Source organism: Nocardia rhizosphaerihabitans, assembly GCF_014646295.1.
In the GTDB taxonomy this organism is placed as follows: Bacteria; Actinomycetota; Actinomycetes; order Mycobacteriales; family Mycobacteriaceae; genus Nocardia; species Nocardia rhizosphaerihabitans.
This window is the reverse complement of the sequence record NZ_BMNE01000011.1, coordinates 34,583-50,669: the sequence shown is the minus strand read 5'-3', so window position 1 is coordinate 50,669 and position 16,087 is coordinate 34,583. Positions and strand designations below refer to the sequence as shown.

Annotated in this window: 16 protein-coding genes; 6 read left to right on the top strand and 10 right to left on the bottom strand. The window is 68.1% G+C overall.

All coding sequences use genetic code 11. The features are described 5' to 3' along the window. Position 1: 1 nt before the first annotated feature. From acuI to IEY60_RS31575, 3 genes are all read right to left on the bottom strand, one after another. Positions 2-985 (bottom strand): acrylyl-CoA reductase (NADPH), encoded by a 984-nt coding sequence (acuI, locus tag IEY60_RS31585; RefSeq protein WP_189034194.1) that lies wholly within the window; start codon positions 983-985, stop codon positions 2-4. A 102-nt stretch (positions 986-1,087) separates the two neighbouring features. Next, the gene (locus IEY60_RS31580) at positions 1,088-1,864 is read right to left on the bottom strand and encodes an SDR family NAD(P)-dependent oxidoreductase (RefSeq protein WP_189034193.1); all 777 of its coding nucleotides are present in this window, start codon (positions 1,862-1,864) and stop codon (positions 1,088-1,090) included. Then, complete coding sequence (locus IEY60_RS31575; RefSeq protein ID WP_189034192.1) at positions 1,861-3,333, bottom strand: class I adenylate-forming enzyme family protein; 1,473 nt, start codon at positions 3,331-3,333, stop codon at positions 1,861-1,863. Before IEY60_RS31575 ends, IEY60_RS31580 begins: the two co-directional genes overlap by 4 nt. Positions 3,334-3,456: 123 nt before the next feature. Between IEY60_RS31575 and IEY60_RS31570 the strand changes: the two genes are divergently transcribed. From IEY60_RS31570 to IEY60_RS31555, 4 genes are read left to right on the top strand one after another with little or no spacing between them, the layout of a single operon-like run. Then, on the top strand, positions 3,457-4,620 hold the full coding sequence (locus tag IEY60_RS31570; protein ID WP_189034191.1) for a CaiB/BaiF CoA transferase family protein: 1,164 nt from the start codon (positions 3,457-3,459) through the stop codon (positions 4,618-4,620). Continuing rightward, complete coding sequence (locus IEY60_RS31565) at positions 4,617-5,888, top strand: acetyl-CoA hydrolase/transferase family protein (RefSeq protein ID WP_189034190.1); 1,272 nt, start codon at positions 4,617-4,619, stop codon at positions 5,886-5,888. Before IEY60_RS31570 ends, IEY60_RS31565 begins: the two co-directional genes overlap by 4 nt. Next, complete coding sequence (locus IEY60_RS31560) at positions 5,888-6,655, top strand: enoyl-CoA hydratase/isomerase family protein (RefSeq protein ID WP_189034189.1); 768 nt, start codon at positions 5,888-5,890, stop codon at positions 6,653-6,655. The genes IEY60_RS31565 and IEY60_RS31560 overlap by 1 nt, the downstream gene beginning before the upstream one ends. Positions 6,656-6,698: 43 nt before the next feature. After that, entirely contained in the window at positions 6,699-7,031 is a 333-nt protein-coding gene (locus IEY60_RS31555; RefSeq protein ID WP_189034188.1) for a 2Fe-2S iron-sulfur cluster-binding protein, read from the top strand. Between the two features lie 88 nt (positions 7,032-7,119). On the opposite strand, the gene IEY60_RS31550 is transcribed toward IEY60_RS31555, so the two are convergent. Together IEY60_RS31550 and IEY60_RS31545 are read right to left on the bottom strand one after the other, a co-directional pair. Further along, positions 7,120-8,349, bottom strand: a complete 1,230-nt coding sequence (locus tag IEY60_RS31550) for an acyl-CoA dehydrogenase family protein (protein WP_189034187.1) — start codon at positions 8,347-8,349, stop codon at positions 7,120-7,122. A 31-nt stretch (positions 8,350-8,380) separates the two neighbouring features. Beyond that, positions 8,381-9,517 (bottom strand): acyl-CoA dehydrogenase family protein, encoded by a 1,137-nt coding sequence (locus IEY60_RS31545; protein ID WP_189034186.1) that lies wholly within the window; start codon positions 9,515-9,517, stop codon positions 8,381-8,383. 142 nt (positions 9,518-9,659) lie between these two features. Here IEY60_RS31545 and IEY60_RS31540 point away from each other — a divergent pair, with 142 nt between their 5' ends. Together IEY60_RS31540 and IEY60_RS31535 are read left to right on the top strand one after the other, a co-directional pair. After that, positions 9,660-10,955, top strand: a complete 1,296-nt coding sequence (locus IEY60_RS31540; protein ID WP_229740299.1) for a cytochrome P450 — start codon at positions 9,660-9,662, stop codon at positions 10,953-10,955. Further along, positions 10,952-11,140: a ferredoxin gene (locus IEY60_RS31535; RefSeq protein WP_189034184.1), complete on the top strand. Its 189-nt coding sequence runs from the start codon at positions 10,952-10,954 to the stop codon at positions 11,138-11,140. The genes IEY60_RS31540 and IEY60_RS31535 overlap by 4 nt, the downstream gene beginning before the upstream one ends. Positions 11,141-11,221: 81 nt before the next feature. Here IEY60_RS31535 and IEY60_RS31530 read toward each other — a convergent pair whose 3' ends face one another. The 5 genes from IEY60_RS31530 to IEY60_RS31510 are packed head-to-tail and all read right to left on the bottom strand — an operon-like array spanning position 11,222 to position 16,083. Further along, positions 11,222-12,043 carry an NAD(P)-dependent oxidoreductase gene (locus IEY60_RS31530; RefSeq protein ID WP_189034183.1) on the bottom strand — a complete coding sequence of 274 codons (822 nt, stop codon included), beginning with the start codon at positions 12,041-12,043 and terminating at the stop codon, positions 11,222-11,224. Between the two features lie 8 nt (positions 12,044-12,051). Then, positions 12,052-12,888, bottom strand: a complete 837-nt coding sequence (locus IEY60_RS31525) for an NAD(P)-dependent oxidoreductase (RefSeq protein ID WP_189034182.1) — start codon at positions 12,886-12,888, stop codon at positions 12,052-12,054. Then, positions 12,888-13,403: a DoxX family protein gene (locus IEY60_RS31520; protein ID WP_189034181.1), complete on the bottom strand. Its 516-nt coding sequence runs from the start codon at positions 13,401-13,403 to the stop codon at positions 12,888-12,890. The genes IEY60_RS31525 and IEY60_RS31520 overlap by 1 nt, the downstream gene beginning before the upstream one ends. Before the next feature lie 5 nt (positions 13,404-13,408). Further along, positions 13,409-14,386 (bottom strand): alpha/beta hydrolase, encoded by a 978-nt coding sequence (locus tag IEY60_RS31515; RefSeq protein WP_189034180.1) that lies wholly within the window; start codon positions 14,384-14,386, stop codon positions 13,409-13,411. After that, complete coding sequence (locus IEY60_RS31510) at positions 14,386-16,083, bottom strand: thiolase C-terminal domain-containing protein (protein WP_189034179.1); 1,698 nt, start codon at positions 16,081-16,083, stop codon at positions 14,386-14,388. The genes IEY60_RS31515 and IEY60_RS31510 overlap by 1 nt, the downstream gene beginning before the upstream one ends. Positions 16,084-16,087: the final 4 nt, after the last annotated feature.

The following is a 16,087-nucleotide window of genomic DNA, read 5'->3' as shown; positions in this document are numbered from 1 at the left end:
TTCAGCGGTTGACGTCGACGACGAGACGGCCACGCACGGTGCCGTCGAAGAATTGGTTCGCGGCGGTGATCGCCTCACCCAGCGGCAATTCGGTGGCGATGGATTCGAGTGCGGCCGGATCGAGGTCGCGGGCCAGCCGCGCCCACGCCTGCATGCGGAGCGGCGTTGGTGCCTGCACGCTGTCGATGCCGTAGAGGGCCACCCCGCGCAGGATGAACGGGGCGACGGTGCCCGGCAGATCCATGCCCTGGGCGAGACCGCATGCGGCGACGGCGCCGCCGTAGCGGGTCTGCGCGCTCGCATTGACCAGCGTGTGGCTGCCGGCTGTCTCGACGACGCCCGCCCAGCGCTCCTTCTGCAGTGGCTTTCCGCGCTCGGCGAGTTCGGCTCGGTTGACGATGGTGCTCGCGCCGAGATCCTTCAGATAGCCGGCCTCGGCAGGCTTGCCGGTTGCCGCGGCCACGGTGTAGCCGATCGTGGTGAGTAGGGCGATGGCGACGCTGCCGACACCGCCGGTAGCCCCGGTTACCAGAATCTCGCCGTCGTCGGGGGACACGCCGTGCCACACCAGCGCTTCGACGCACAGACTCGCGGTATATCCGGCGGTGCCGATCGCCATCGCTTGGCGTGCGGTGAACGCGTCCGGCAGTGGGATCAGCCAGTCGCCGCGCAGTCGGGCGCGTTGAGCGAGACCACCCCAGTGGGTTTCGCCGACGCCCCAGCCGTTGAGTACGACCTCGTCGCCGGTAGACCAGCTGGGGTGGCTGCTCTGGGCGACAACGCCTGCCAGGTCGATTCCCGGCACCATGGGAAACGAACGGACCACCGGCGACTTTCCGGTGATGGCGAGCGCGTCTTTGTAGTTGAGAGTGGAGTAGGAGACGTCGACGGTGACATCACCGTCGGGGAGCTCGTCGTCGGACACACGGGTCAATGCGACCTTCGATCCCGTACCGCTCTTCTCGAGAAGTATTGCCGAGAACATCAGGGAGGACCCTTCCTCTATGGGGAGAATGCCATTCTCCGACAGGTATAATCATGCTTTCGGGGTTGGTCAGTGTCAACCCGCCGCGGGGCGGGCGTGGTGTCAGCGAGCGGTCCAGCCGCCGTCCACCACGATGGTTTGCCCTGTCACGTAGCGAGCGGCGTCGCCGGACAACCAGGTGATGGCGCCGACCATGTCCCGCGCCGTGCCTTCGCTGGGCAGCGGGGTGTTGCGGCGCAGGTACTCGACGCCGCGGGGGCTGTCGTAGAGGCTGTCGGTGATCTCGCTGCGGAAGAAGCCGGGCGCGACGGTGTTCACCCGAATCGAGTGCCGGGCCCACTGCACCGCGAGTTCGGTGGTGAGCCCGGACAATCCGGCTTTGCTCGCCGCGTACGAAGCCTGAGGGATACCCGGGATTCCCACGCGGCCGCTGATCGAGGAAACATTGACCACCGAACCGCCCCCGGCGGCGCGCATATGCGGGAACACCGCCTGTGCCAGGAGGAGCGGCGCCAGCAGATTGAGGCCGAGGGTGCGCTGGACGGCGTCGAGTGGTTCGTCCTCGGCGCGCTCGGTGGTGAACCGGTTGCCTGCCGCGTTCACCAGGATCGTCGGCGGGCCGAGTTGTTCGGCGACCGTCGGTGCCACGATGGCGATCTGCTCGGGGTCGGCCAGATCGCAGACAACCGCGAGTCCATCCACCCGGGCGGCGAGCTCGGTCAGCCGGTCGGCGCGGCGGGCGAGCACCGCGACCCGGGCGCCGAGCCCTGCCAGCGCCTCGGCTACCGCTGCGCCGAGCCCCGACGACGCGCCGGTCACCACCGCGACCCGGCCGGTCAGATCGAACAACCGCAGTGCGGTGTCGCGATCGGCGCTCATCGCTGCTGCCGCAGCGCGGTGACGGCGAGTGCGGTGAGCCCGGTGCGCTCGACCTTGCCCATGGCGTTCATCGGCAGCACATCCACCCTGGCCCAGATCTCGGGCACCTTGTAACCGGCGAGTTCGCGCCGGCACAGCGCCGCCAACTCGTCGAAATTGATAGTGGCACAGCTGCTTTCGACAACGGCGGCGACCTTCTGTCCGAGTCTTTCGTCCGGCACAGGGCATATTGCCACCCTGGTCACGTCCGGATGGATCGCCAGCACCCGCTCCACTTCCAGTGGGTAGACATTCGCGCCACCGCGGATGATCACCATCTTCTTCCGGTCCAGCACCGCGAGCTGTCCGGCCCGGTCGACGGTGCCGATATCGCCGGTGGCGAAGGGGCCCGGCGGTGGCGGGCGCACCTCGCCGTCGGACCAGTAGCCGAGCGGAGGTCGCCAGAGTCCCGCCCACGGGCCTTCGCTCGCGGCGGCCAGGCAGAGCTCGCCCAGGGAACCCGGTGGCAACCGGTGGCCCCCGTCGTCGTAGGCCGCCACATCGAGGTGGGGGAGTACCCGGCCGCTGCTTCCTGGCATCCAGGCAGTACCGGGCGGGTCGATGGCGACCACCGTGGGGGCCTCGGTGAGTCCGTAGGTCGTTCGTGGCACAAGCCCGTGATGGGCATCGGCGAACGTAGTGCGCACGGCGTCCGGGGTGTCGCTGCCGCCGCTCCAGATCTCGCGCAGCGAACCGAGGTCCGTGCCAGGTCGGCGGGCCAGGTCGTAGAGCTGGGCCGGGGCGCCGTTCCACACCGTCACCCGATGTTCGGCGATCCACTCGGCCACTCCGGCCACGTCGCGACGGTCCATGATCACCGCGCAACCGCCGGCCTGGGCCGTGGTGAGGGTGGACAACACCATCATGTTCAGGATCGTGAGCGGGAAGCTGTCGCCCCGGCGCAGATCAGGACCCCAGCCGCGGGTGGCGAGCACGACTGCGCCGGGCAGCATCAGGTTGCGCTGGCTGTGTACCACCGCTTTCGGTCGCCCGGAGGTGCCGCTGGTGAACGCGATGCCCGCGGCGGCGTCGACGTCCTGGGTGATGTCGGGAGCGGGTTCGGCGCGGGCGAACTTCTCCGCCCAGCGGTCCGGGTGCACTGCCTGCGGTGACGCGGCGCGCCAGTGTGGGCCGGCCAGCACCACGGCGGGATCGCAGAGATCGTGCAGGTATTGCTGTTCGGCCGGTGCGTTCGCCTCACCGATGCCCGCCCAGATCGCGCCGATGCGCTGCACGCCGTGGAACGCGGCGACGATGCCGAGATCGTTGGGCAGGCAGGCCGCGACCCGGTCGCCGGGTCGGACACCGAGCGACCACAGTGCTCCCGCTGCCCGCCCAGCCTGCTCGTCGAGTTCGGCGTAACTCCAAGCGCCCGACGCGGCGATCAGTGCGGTGGCGTCGGGGCGACTGCGCAGGGCTGTGTCGAGCACAGTCGCGATTGGTCGCGGAGCTCGGGGATTGCCGATGTTACTGTCCACATCTTCCTTAATAGCACTATCCTTGCAAGGATTCACTAGTTAGGCAGATCGGGTGCGACGCGCGAAGGGGACACGATGGAACACACAGGTCCGCTCTCAGGGATTCGGGTCATCGACCTGACGGCGATGGTGATGGGCCCCTACTGCACTCAGATCATGGCCGACATGGGGGCCGACGTGATCAAGGTCGAACCGCCACGCGGTGACGACACTCGCTATATCTCGGTGGGTCCCGAGCCGGGCATGAGCGGGGTGTTCGTCAATGTCAACCGGGGTAAGCGCAGCGTGGTCCTCGACCTGCGCACCGAGGCGGACGCCACCGCGCTGCGTGAACTGATCGCCGGAGCCGATGTGTTCGTCCATTCCATGCGAGCCTCGGCGATCGAGCGCCTTGGCTTCGGATACCAGGACGTGGCGATGGTGAACCCGAACATCGTCTACACCAACTGCTACGGCTATGGCCGCGGTGGGCCGGACTCCGACCTTCCCGCCTACGACGACACTGTCCAGGCCGAGTGCGGACTGCCCTACGCACAGGAAATGCTCACCGGCACACCGGGTTATGTGGGCAGTGTCATCGCAGACAAGGTCGCCGGACTGACCGCTGTGTACGCCACCACGATGGCATTGCTGCATCGCGAGCGCACCGGCGATGGCCAAGAAGTCGAGGTCGCCATGTTCGAGACCATGGCGGCGTTCATGCTGGTCGAGCACGCCAACGGTGCCATGTTCGACCCGCCGCTGGGCCCCGCGACCTATCCGCGGGCGGTTACACCCGACCGCAGGCCCTACCGCACTGCCGACGGCTACCTGGCGGCACTGGTCTACAACGACAAGCATTGGGCGGCGTTCGTCGACGCGGTGCGCCCGCCTTGGGCGGGGCCCGAGTTCGCCACACTGGCCCAACGCGCGGCGCGGATCGATACCGTCTACGCCGGGCTCAGCGAGATCTTCCTCCAGCGGACCACCGAGCAATGGCTGACACTGCTGCGCTCCCTGGACATTCCGGCCGCACCAGTGCGCTCCCTCGACGAGTTGTTCGACAACGACCACCTCGCCGCGGTCGGCTTCTTCCAGACCGTCGACACCCCCCACGGACCGGTCCGCTTTCCCGGTCCACCCGCCTGGTTCTCACGGACCCCGGGCCGGGTCGCGGGCCCGGCGCCCCGCCTCGGTGCCGACACCGCCGAAGTACTGGATCGCCTTCGGGCGGCCACACCGCCGAAGGCAGCCCGGTGACCGCCATCTTGTCCGCCGACGACCTCGACCTGCGCGCGATCCTGCGCCCCGGTGACCGCATCGTCGCGGGCCAGGCCTGTGGCGAGCCGACCACCTTGATCGAGGCACTCATCGCGCAGGGCGGTGCGATCGCCGACCTCTCGCTGTTCATCGCGACCAGCTTCTCCGGCATCCTCACACCGGCCGCCGCGAACGTGTTCGAGCCGGTAAGCATGGGCGCCATCGGTGCGCTGCGAGCGCTGTCCGCGGTGCACCGGCTCAGCGTGGTGCCGTGCCACGTCAGCCGCGTCGGGCCGATGATCGAGGCGGGCGATCTCGGCTGTGATATCGCCTTCGTCCAGGTCGCTCCCGCCGCCGCGGACGGGACGCACAGCCTGGGCTTGATCAGTGATCATGTTCGCGCGGCAGTGAAGGCGGCCCGGGTAGTCGTGGCCGAGGTGAACGACCGGGTGCCTCGCACGATGGGAGAGCGCATCCACTCCGACGATATCGATTACGCCGTCCAGGTCTCCCGTGACCCGGTGTGTGTCGCGCCCGCGACCATCGGGGCCGCGGACGACGCAATCGCCCGGCACGTAGCCGAATTCATCGATGACGGAGCGGTGCTGCAGGTCGGCATCGGCGCGGTGCCCGACGCCGTGCTGCGCCTGCTGCGCGACCGTACCCATCTCGGCGTGCATTCCGGCATGATCGGCGACAGTCTGGTCGACTTGGTGGAGGCGGGCGTGGTGACCAACGCGCGCAAGGAGATCGACTGTGGAGTGTCGATCACCGGCGCGCTGATCGGCACCGAGCGGCTCTACCGATTCGCCGACGGCAACCCGCTGATCCGGATGTGTAGCACCGCCTACACCCACGATCCCGCCGTCCTTGCCCGGCTCAGTGGGCTGGTCACCGTCAACTCGGCCGTGGAGGTAGACCTCACCGGCCAGGTCAACGCCGAGCAGAGCGGTACGGCCTATTTCGGTGGCACCGGCGGACAGGTCGATTTCGTGCGCGCAGGTATGCGGTCGCGGGGTGGGCGGTCGGTGATCGCCCTGCAGTCCACCGCGCGGGGCGGAACGGTGAGCCGCATCGCGGCTACATTGTCGGGCCCGGTGACCACCGCACGCACCGAGGTGGACGTGATCGTCACCGAATTCGGTGCCGCCGAACTCGTGGGCCGGACGCTTGCCGAACGTGCGCGCGCACTGATCGCGATCGCACACCCCGATTTTCGCGACGACCTGGACCGCGCGGCGTGCGAGATCCAGCGGAGAGGATTCTGATGTTCGAAGAACCTGTGCTGTTCGACGCTCGCCCGGACGGGATCGCGGTCATCACCTTGAACCGCCCCGACACCCGCAACTGTCTGGCGCGCGATGTGCGGGCTGGGCTGTTCGACGCGTGGGCGCGGTTCGAGGATGATCCGGCCCTGCGGGTCGCCGTGCTCACCGGCACGGGACAGGCCTTCTGCGCGGGCGGCGATCTGAAGGAGATGGTGGAGACCGGGATGTCGGTTCCGCCACGAGACATGTTCCCGGTGCCGTATGACACTGTGGCACTGAGTAAACCGACGATCGCCGCCGTCAACGGCGTCGCCTTCGCCGGCGGCTGGATGATCGCCCAGGCGTGTGATCTGTGTGTCGCCTCGACCACCGCGTCCTTCGCGATCACCGAGGTCAAGGTGGGGCGCAGTTCGCCGTGGGCCGCGCCGCTGATCCACATGATCCCGCAGCGAATCATGATGGAGATCTTGTTGACCGGCAAGCCGATCGACGCGCGGCGTGCCTACGAGATAGGTCTGGTGAACCGCCTCGCCGAGCCGGAAGACCTGCTTCCTGCCGCGCTCGACCTGGCGAGGGAGGTCTCGGCCGGGGCCCCGCTGTCGGTGCGCGCCGCCAGGGAGACGGTCATGCTCGCCACCGAGATGGGTCGATCGGCAGCCTTGCAGGCGGCGCGGCATGCCTCGACGCATTGCTACCGGAGCTCGGACGCGCAGGAAGGTCCACTCGCGTTCGCAGACAAGCGCGCACCCCGATGGACCGGTACTTGAGCGCGAACCACCGCCCGAATTTCTTTGAAAGGGGAGCTTTCTCATGACAGAAACTGTCAACGATCCCGCGCGATCCGGCGGTAAACTGGCAGCGGTCGGCGTCGAGACGGACGCCACCATCCGACTCGACGGAACAACTCGGACCGTGCGGATCGCCGCCGACGATACGGTGCTCGAAGCCGCCCGCCGGGCCGGTCTCAACCCGCCGTTCGCTTGCGAAGCGGGCAATTGCGGCACCTGCATGGCCCGGTTGGTGGATGGCAGGGTCGACATGCGAGTCAACGACGCGCTCACCGATGACGACGTCGCGCAGGGCTATGTGCTCACCTGTCAGTCCGAGCCGCGCAGCGAAACACTCACCATCGAATACGAGTGATCGGGCTCATTCCACCGCACGCGGAGTTCAGCGCAGCTCGAGCGGGCGGCTCGTCGTCACACCGAACGAGGAGCCGCCCACCGTCAACTCACCGTCCGTGCGGAACCTCGCTGAAGGGCACGTCGCGATCGGCGGCCGACTCCCTTGGCATTCCGAGTACTCGCTCGCTGATCACGTTGCGCGCCATCTCGGTGCTCCCACCGGCCAGGCTCCACGCCGCGCGGAACAGATAGTCGAGTCCGACGGTTTCGGTGTCGGCGCCGTCTCCTCGGGTGTGCGTGGCGGCCATCGGCCCGGCGATGCGCACCGCCGTATCGGTTTGCAGCCACGCGTTCTCGGCGGAGAAGAGCCGGGGGATGGCGCCGGCCGCCGGTGGTAGCGCGCCCGTTGTGATCGCCTTGGTCACGTGCGAGATGAGCTGGTCGCGAACGACATTCATCGCCCGTGCCTCGCCGATGTCCTCGCGTACTCGCGAATTGTCCCATTGGCCGGTCGCTTTCGCGAGGCGCAGCAGCTGGTCCGCTTCGCCGCCGAGGTGCGGCCGCGCGCCACTGGTGTAGGGCGAGGTGCCGCCGAGCGCGGCCCGTTCGTGGACGAGCAGGCGCGAGGCGGCTTCCCAGCCTGCGCCGACCCGACCGACCACGGCGTCCGCCGGTAGCTCGACATCGTCGAAGAACTCCTGGCAGAACTCGGTCGAACCGGTGACCTGCTTGATCCGCCGCACCGTGACGCCCTCGGCATGCACAGGTACCAGGAACAGCGTCAGGCCATGATGTTTGGGCACCGACCAGTCGGTGCGGGCCAGGCACAGGGCGTAGTCGGCGGCGTAGGCGCCGGAGCTCCAGATCTTGGAACCGTTGAGGATCCAGCGATCACCGTCGCGGTCGGCGCGGGAGGTGAGGCCAGCCAGATCCGAACCGCCGCGCGGCTCGGAGAGGAACTGCACCAGGATCTCGTCACCGCGCAACACGGCAGGCAGGTGAGTTCGCTTCTGTTCCTCGGTACCGAGGTCGAGCAAGCTGGCAGCGCAGATGGCCAGGGTCGGCACATTCAGCAGCAGCGGCATCTCGTAGGGGATGGACTCGTCGGTGAACGCGTCCTGATGGTCTGCGGTCAGTCCGAGCCCGCCGTACTCGGCGGGGAAGCAGATGCCGGCGAAGCCGCCGTCGTGGAGCATCCGCTGCAACTGGCGAGCGCGATCCCACGCCACCTCGGTGTCGGACGGGGGCGCCACCGACGGTGCCGGGGGCATGTTCGCCCGCAGCCAATTCCGCGCTCTGGTGCGGAATTTCTCGACGGGCTCGATATCGGTGGTCATACTGCGATGCCTTCCTCGATGGACGGTGCGGTCATGCTGCGGTGTCGAGCAGATCGGTGATGTGGCGGCGATGCTCCTCCGGCGTGCCGTACAGTGCGCGGCCGAGGGTGATCCGGCGGAGGAACAGGTGCAGATCGTGTTCCCAGGTGACGCCGATGCCGCCGTGCAACTGCACGCAGTCCTGGGCGATCACCGGTGCTTTGGCACCGACATAGGATTTCGCGATGCTGATGTACTCCGCGGTTTCGGGCGCACCGGCGTCCCAGGCCGCCGCGCCCGCGAACGCGGTGGCCCGGCAGGCCTCCAGCCAGGTCTTGTTGTCGGCCATCCGATGCTTGAGCGCCTGATACGAGGCCAACGGTCTACCGAAGGTGTAGCGCTCGAACAGCCAGGTCAGCGTGCTGGTGAGCGCTCGGTCGGCGGCACCGGCCGATTCCGCCGCGGTGAGCAGCGCGGCGGCTCCTGCCTGAGCGCGCATGGCGGTGACGGCATCGGCTCCGGTGTGGGTCACCGCGTCGGCTCCGACGATGACGTCGTCGAACTCGACTCGCGCGGTGCGCCGGGTGAGATCGACAGTCCAGCTGGGGCTGACGGTGACACCCGGCGCATCGGCGGGCACCAGCAGCTGTATCGGGCCGTCATCGCTGGTCGCCGTGACAAGAAAGAGGTCCGCCTGATCGGCCGCCTCCACTCGATCCTTGACGCCGTCAACCCGAAAGCCGTCACCGGACGACACCGCACGGGTGCCGGTGACGCTGCCGGTGATCGGGGCGAAACCCATCCCCGGCTCGTATACCGCCCAGGTCGCGATGGTTTCGCCGGTCACGATGGCGCCCACAATCTCGGCGAAGCGGTCGTCGGCGCCGGCCAGCCCCGCCAGGGCCGCGCTGGTGGTGACAAACGGTCCGGGCGCCGCGCCGCGTCCGAGTTCCTCGGCCACCAGGGCGAGTTCGGTCATCGGGTGGCCCGAGACCGAGCCGCCGCCGAGCCGCTCGGGCACCAACATGGCGGTCCAGCCGAGCTCGGCTCCCCGCCGCCACCAGTCCCGGCCGAAGCCGGTACCGGCTTCGGCGAGTGCGCGCACCGTGGCGATAGGAACTGTTTCGGCGAGGAAATCACGGGTGGTCAGCTGGAAAAACCGCTGGTCCGCGGTGGGATCGTGGGGCATGTGGTCGGTCCTCCGGTTGACGCGAAGCTGCCATTGTGGAAATCTCATACTCACATGTGAGAGGCTTATTCTCAATCACGGAAGTCAACCGGCACTGACAGCCTCTGGGTGGCGTCGGCCGGAATTTCGAAGGGACCGTCGCGTGGTGAACAACTTCCAGGATCTGGACTTCTTCCTCGGACAGGAATTGGTCGCAGATCCCTACCCCTACTTCGATGCGCTGCGGGAACAGTGCCCGGTGATGCGGGAGCCGCACCACCAGGTGATGATGGTGACCGGCTACGACGAGGCGCTCGAGGTCTACAACGACGTCGAACGGTTCTCGTCGTGCAACGCCGTGACCGGCCCCTTTCCCGGGTTCCCGGTCCCGCTGGACGAGAACAGCGATGTCGGTGCGTTGATCGCCGAACATCGCGACAGCCTCCCGATGAGCGATCAGCTGCCGACAATGGACCCGCCCATGCACTCCGAGCACCGTGCGCTGCTCATGCGGCTGATCACACCGAAGCGGCTGAAGGAGAACGAGGAGGCGATGTGGTCCATGGCCGATCGCATGCTCGACCACTACCTGGCCAACGGCGGTGACTACATGCGGGAGTTCGCCGGTCCCTTCACGCTGTACGTGATCGCGGATCTGCTCGGCGTGCCCTCCGACGACCAGGAGGAGTTCCTGCACGCGCTGCAGCGCGACCCTCACCGTGAAGGTGGCAATGTCGGCAGCACCGAGGGGGAGGGCATGTCCCACAACCCGATCGAGTTCCTGTACGACAGGTTCTCGGCCTATATCGAGGATCGCAGGCGTAGCCCGCGCAACGATGTACTCACCAGCCTGGCCACCGCGACGTTCCCGGATGGTTCTCAGCCGGAGGTCCTCGATGTCGTGCGCGTGGCCGCCAACGTTTTCTCAGCGGGCCAGGAGACCACGGTCCGACTGCTGAGCGCGGCAATGAAATTGATCGCCGAACGCCCCGACATCCAGGCGCACCTGCGCGAGGACAAGAGCCGAATCCAGAATTTCATCGAGGAGGCGTTGCGGATGGAAAGCCCGGTGAAGGGCGACTTCCGGCTCGCGAAGTCGACCACGACGGTCGGTGGAACCGACGTGCCGGTCGGGACGGTGCTCATGGTCGTCAACGGTGCCGCCAACCGTGACCCGCGCCGCTTCGACGACCCGTCGACCTTCGATCCGGCGCGGTCCAATGCCCGCCAGCACATCGCGTTCGGGCGTGGTGCGCACACCTGCCCCGGCGCGCCGCTGGCTCGCGCGGAGGCCAGGATCGCCATCGAGCGATTGCTGGATCGCACCACCGATCTACGGATCGACGCGGGTGTGCACGGACCGGCGGACGCGCGCGAATATCAGTATCTGCCCACTTTCATCCTTCGGGGCCTCACCTCACTGCATCTGGAAGTGGATGTGGCCGAGGACGCCCGATGAAGGTGACTGTCGACGCGGATCGCTGCCGTGGCCACGGCGCCTGCCTTGGGCTGTGCCCGGAAGTCTTCTCCCTGACCGACAGCGGATACGCCGAGGCGATCTCCGGTGCGGTGCCCGAACATCTCGAGGACGCGGTGGACGACGCCACATCCGCGTGTCCGGAGAGTGCGATTGTCGTCGAGTGAGAGACCCCGAGAAACGGCCGGGTGGATCACGCTGTAGCGCAGCGTGATCCACCCGGCCGATGGGACTGAGCGGTTCGGAGCCTAGGCGATCGGATCCGCGGGCACGATCGGGGCAACCCCTGCTCGGACCGCGGGGCCGAGCAAGCCGAGGTCCGCGCCGAGCGCCGCGGTGAGCTCGTTCGCTACCGCTATGTCCTTGCGCAGGAATTCACCGACGGTGGACCGAAATTCATCGACTGACCCGCGGGCCGCGATGCTCGCGATCGCCCGCCCGCCACTGCTGGCATGGGGAAGCGCGGCGAGCAGAGCGGGCTCGGGCAGACCGAGCTGCGCGCCGAGGCGCACCGCATCGGCGACCAAGCCGATCTGCGCTGCGAACAGGATGTTGTTCACCAGTTTGACTCGCTGGCCGGCACCGAGTGGACCGACGTGCAGCACCGGATCGGCATACGCGCGCACCACCGCCCGGGCAGTGGCGACGTCGGATTCGGCGCCACCCAGGAAAACGGTCAGCGTGCCCGCGGCGATATCGTGCGGGCCGCCGCTGACCGGGGCATCGACCACGCCGATGCCCCGGTCGCGCGCCGTGGCGGCGACGGCAGTGGCCGTAGCGGGGCTGCCGGTGGTGTGGACGACGATCAGCGCACCGCGCGGTAGTTCCTCGAGAAGCGGTCCGTCCAGACATATCTCACGAACCTGCTCGTCGGTGAACACGCAGACGAGCACCACTTCCGCGGCCCACGCCACCTCGATCACCGAGGTCGCGGTGATGGCGCCGATCGCCGCCAACTCCGTGTGTGCCTGGTCCGTACGGGCCAGAGCGCACACCGTGTGTCCGGCCGCGACCAGGCGTGCGACCATCGGGCGGCCCATCCGCCCTGCGCCGACGAATCCCACGTTCATGCCGAGTCCTACCGGCTCGGCAGCGTCGCGCGCTCGCGGTTCATCAGCGTCAGCGCAGCGTCGGCAGCGCCGAGTTCGATACCCGGTGAAGCGCCCGCCGCGGCGGCCAGATCGGCGAGCAGGCCGACATCCTTGCACAGTAGGTCTCCGGCACGGGTGGCCAGCGCGTCGAGGGTGCCGCCCGCGGCGACGACTCGGCCCAGCGCGAAACTGTCGGCGGTGCCGTGCGTGATGACTTCCCCGAGCCGGCCAGGGTCAACGCCGAGTTCGGCTCCGAGACGCAAAGTCCCTTGCGCGGTAGCCAGATTCGCGGTGAACAGCAGGTTGTTCAGCAGCTTGGCGAACTGCCCGGCGCCTACCCCGCCGAGGTGCACGATCGGATCGGCGTAGGTCGCGAATACCGGCCTCGCTGCCTCGACCGCTTCGTCGGCGCCGCCGACCATCACCAGCAACCTGCCATCGGCGGCCGCGGGCCCACCACCGCTCACCGGTGCGTCCAGGATCGAGATACCAAGGGGCGCAGCGATATCGGCGAGCTCCCGGCAGGTACGCGGGTGCACCGTGGAGTGGATGGAAAGCACCGTGCCGGGCGCCATCGTCGCCAGTACCCCCTCATCCCCGGTTACCACCTCACGAACGTCGGCGTCGCCGACCACACAGACACACACCAGGTCACTGACCGCGGCCAGCTCGGCGGGGGATCGCGCGGTGCGTGCCGCGGTATCGGCATAGGGCTCCAGCGTGGCAGTCCTGCGCGCCCACAGTGTGGTCGTGAACCCGGCGTCGATGATGCGGCGGGCCATCGGTCCGCCCTGACTACCCAACCCGATGAATCCGACGCGCATCAGTGCGCCCCCTGTCCGGTGCGAGCGGTCGCCGGGCGATAGAACGCCGCGATCAGACCGGTTGTCGACGCCACCCCCAGGCCGAGGACGATTGCGCCGCCCGGCCATCCGGTGACCGTGATGTCGAAGGCGTGATCCAGAGAGGAGCGGCCTGGCCCGAGGATGCCCAGAGCGACCGCGACGACCGCGAGCACGAGAACATACTCGTAGCCCTCCTTGAAGACGAAGAATCCGTGCGTGCGGTGGGCGAGAAGTCCGGCCACGAGCATCACGCCCACCACCGCGCCGGCGCCCAGCGGCGTGCACAGTCCGAGGACCAGCAGTGCGCCGGCACCGATCTCGGTGATCACGCTCAGCCACGCCTGCAATGGGCCGTTGCGCAGGCCGAGTCCGGTGAACCATCCCGCGGTACCGGCTATCCCACCGCCACCGAGCCAATGGTTGACTCCGTGCGCGATCATCGTGCCGCCCAGGACTACTCGCAACAGCAATAGTGCGACATCGGTCGCGTCCATGGCATTCACTTCCTCGGCGGCACGGAGCCGCCGTCGAATTGTGTTGTGGAACTGGAGAATTCACCGTGCTCTGCTGCGACTATGCACTCCTCGGCGAAGGCGAGCATGCCCAGGTGATAGGCGACGGCGGTATGTCCCACGCTGATGTTGTGTCCGGTGTTGGGCTGGCGGTTGAGGACAACGCGAGGTGCGGCGGTGAACAGCGCTCCCACCTCTGCCAGCGCCGGCTCGTCGTTGCACCAGACCCGCTCGTGATCGCCTGCGGTGAAACGCACCGGCACCCGAATCCCCGCCGCCAGCTCGGGAAAGACCTTCGAACCCCAATTCACGACGGCCTCGGTTTCCGCCGGTGGGGCAGGCGCCGCGATCGACGCGCCACGGCGGGTGCCCGAAGGATAGAGCCGCGCCGGTTTCCAGATGAGATCACCGACGCCGGGTGGTCGTGGGGTATCGGGGCCGACGGTCCGCAGAATGCCTTCGCCGTCCGGGTGGTAGCGGCAGCCGGTACCGGCCAGTTCCACGCCGAGCAGGTCGGTGAATCGTGAATCGCCTGCCATCCGCATCGCCAGTTCGGATCCGGCCGAGTGGGCCGTGAGGAATACGCCGGCGCCGCGCGGGCGGTTGCGCAGGAACGCGCTGATCGCCTCGAACATCATGTCCACGCGGACATCCGACGGAACCAGACGATCGGCGTGCGGTGCCGATCGCCCGTATCCAGGGCGGTCCGGCGCGAGCACCGTGTAGCCGAGCCGGTGAGCCAGCCGGATCAGCGACAGCTCCGGATATCCGGGACAGTCGAAGTATGCCGAGGTGGTCGAGCCGCCGTGCAGTGCGACGAGCACCGCACGCGGGGCCGGTGTCTCGGCCAGCAGCCCGGAGACCGGGACGCCACCGACCTCGGTGACCACGGATTCCGGTGCATCGTCACCGAGGTCACGGAGTTCGGAGTGGATGAGCGTCACGGTGTCTCGCTTTCTGGCCATCACGATTCGGTGCGCAGCAGCATCGCGCCACCAGGGGTGAGCCCGCCGCTGGAAACCACCGCGACCCTGGCACCGGCCACCTGCCGCGGCCCGGCCTCCCGACGCAACTGCGCCACCGCCTCGTGGATCAGTCCCATCCCGTGGGTGCGGCCGTGGGAGAGCTGTCCGCCGTGGGTGTTCACCGGGATCAGCCCGTCGCGGGCGATGTTCTTGCCGCCGTCGAGGAAGTCTTTGGCCTCACCGATTCCGCAGAATCCGAGAGCCTCGATCCAGGACAGGCAGTTGAAGGTGAAACCGTCGTAGAGTTCGGCCACGTCCACGTCGTCTGGACGGAGATCGGTGCGGGTCCACAGATGCGCGGCCGGGCCGAGGACCTGCGGTTCATGGGTGAGTGTGCTCTGGTCCCATTCGATGCGCTCGAGGATCTGGGTGCCGACCGCTTCCACGAACACCGGCGTGCTCGGCAGGTCGGCGACGGTGTCGGCGGCGGATACGATGACGGCTACCGCACCGTCACACGGCACGTCGCAGTCGTAGAGCCCGAACGGGCTGGTGACGGGTCGCGCATTCAGATAGTCGTCCATCGTCATCGGGTCGCGATAGACCGCGCTGGGGTCGAGTGCGGCATTGACGCGCTGGTTCAGCGCGATCCAGCCGAGCGTTTCCCTGGTTGTGCCGTACTCGTGAAAGTGCCGCTGCGCCTTCTGTGCCAGCGTGTGTGCCGCGGAGGTGGCGCCGAACGGAGTCAGCCAACTGGTGGTCCGGCCACCCGTGGAGCTGATCCGGCCCGCTTTCATCAGCTCGCTGAAGGTGGATTCCCACACCGTGCGGAAGCACAGGACGTGCCGGGCCAGTCCCGCGGCCACCGCGGTCATGGCGGCGATCACAGCGCCGCCGGGGCCGAAAGTTTCGATTCCGCCGTTGTGCCAGGTCGGCCGGATGCCGAGGGCGGCCTCGAGTGCCGTCACGCCGCCCTCGGCGAAACCGCCGAGATTGCCGCCGCCGGGATAGGACGACAACCCGTCGATGTCGTCGAAGGTGAGTCCGGCATCGGCCACCGCGCGCTCGCAGGCCGCCACGGTCAGCGACAGGGCTGGCACCATGAGTCGGCGACCGATCTCCGACATCCCGATGCCGGTGAGCGCGACCTCGTCCTCGAACTTGTTGCCGCGCAGCATCGGCCGCACTCGCTGCGCGAAGGTGTCGGGCGCGATCTCGTCGGTGGGAAGTTCGGCCATTTCCGTCTGGTCGGCGACCGGCCGAAACAGGGGCAGCCACACATCGCCGTCCGGCTGGAAGACCACCTCGACCCGCATCCCGAGCTCGAGTGCGGACGGGGCGGTCTCGACGATATTGGTGGTCAGCCGGACCCGGGGATCCTCGGTCAGCGCGACGGTGGCCACCACGTACGGCGGATCGAGGCCCGGTACGGCGAATCGGTGGTTCACGGTGAATCCGATGAGCGTCGCGAGGCCGGATACCGCGCGGATGCCGAGCTTGTGGCTGCGGCAGTAGCGGCACAGTGGTTGTGGGGGATGAAGTAGCGCGGAGCAGCCGAGGCACTCCTGGATACGCAGTACGCCGTCGGCGCCCGAGGTCCAGAAGAATTCGGTGTCCAAGCCGAGCAGGGGTAGGGGCCGCCCGGACGCGGGTGTGGCCGTGTCCTTCCCGCGTCCTGCGGTGCTGTCCGCCGCCACGGGC

Coding starts and splice junctions, on each gene's coding strand:
- acuI (WP_189034194.1), bottom strand. CDS start 985: ATGTTCTCGGCAATACTTCTCGAGAAGAGCGGTACGGGATCGAAGGTC.
- IEY60_RS31580 (WP_189034193.1), bottom strand. CDS start 1,864: ATGAGCGCCGATCGCGACACCGCACTGCGGTTGTTCGATCTGACCGGC.
- IEY60_RS31570 (WP_189034191.1), top strand. CDS start 3,457: ATGGAACACACAGGTCCGCTCTCAGGGATTCGGGTCATCGACCTGACG.
- IEY60_RS31560 (WP_189034189.1), top strand. CDS start 5,888: ATGTTCGAAGAACCTGTGCTGTTCGACGCTCGCCCGGACGGGATCGCG.
- IEY60_RS31555 (WP_189034188.1), top strand. CDS start 6,699: ATGACAGAAACTGTCAACGATCCCGCGCGATCCGGCGGTAAACTGGCA.
- IEY60_RS31550 (WP_189034187.1), bottom strand. CDS start 8,349: ATGACCACCGATATCGAGCCCGTCGAGAAATTCCGCACCAGAGCGCGG.
- IEY60_RS31545 (WP_189034186.1), bottom strand. CDS start 9,517: ATGCCCCACGATCCCACCGCGGACCAGCGGTTTTTCCAGCTGACCACC.
- IEY60_RS31535 (WP_189034184.1), top strand. CDS start 10,952: ATGAAGGTGACTGTCGACGCGGATCGCTGCCGTGGCCACGGCGCCTGC.
- IEY60_RS31530 (WP_189034183.1), bottom strand. CDS start 12,043: ATGAACGTGGGATTCGTCGGCGCAGGGCGGATGGGCCGCCCGATGGTC.
- IEY60_RS31525 (WP_189034182.1), bottom strand. CDS start 12,888: ATGCGCGTCGGATTCATCGGGTTGGGTAGTCAGGGCGGACCGATGGCC.
- IEY60_RS31520 (WP_189034181.1), bottom strand. CDS start 13,403: ATGGACGCGACCGATGTCGCACTATTGCTGTTGCGAGTAGTCCTGGGC.
- IEY60_RS31515 (WP_189034180.1), bottom strand. CDS start 14,386: ATGGCCAGAAAGCGAGACACCGTGACGCTCATCCACTCCGAACTCCGT.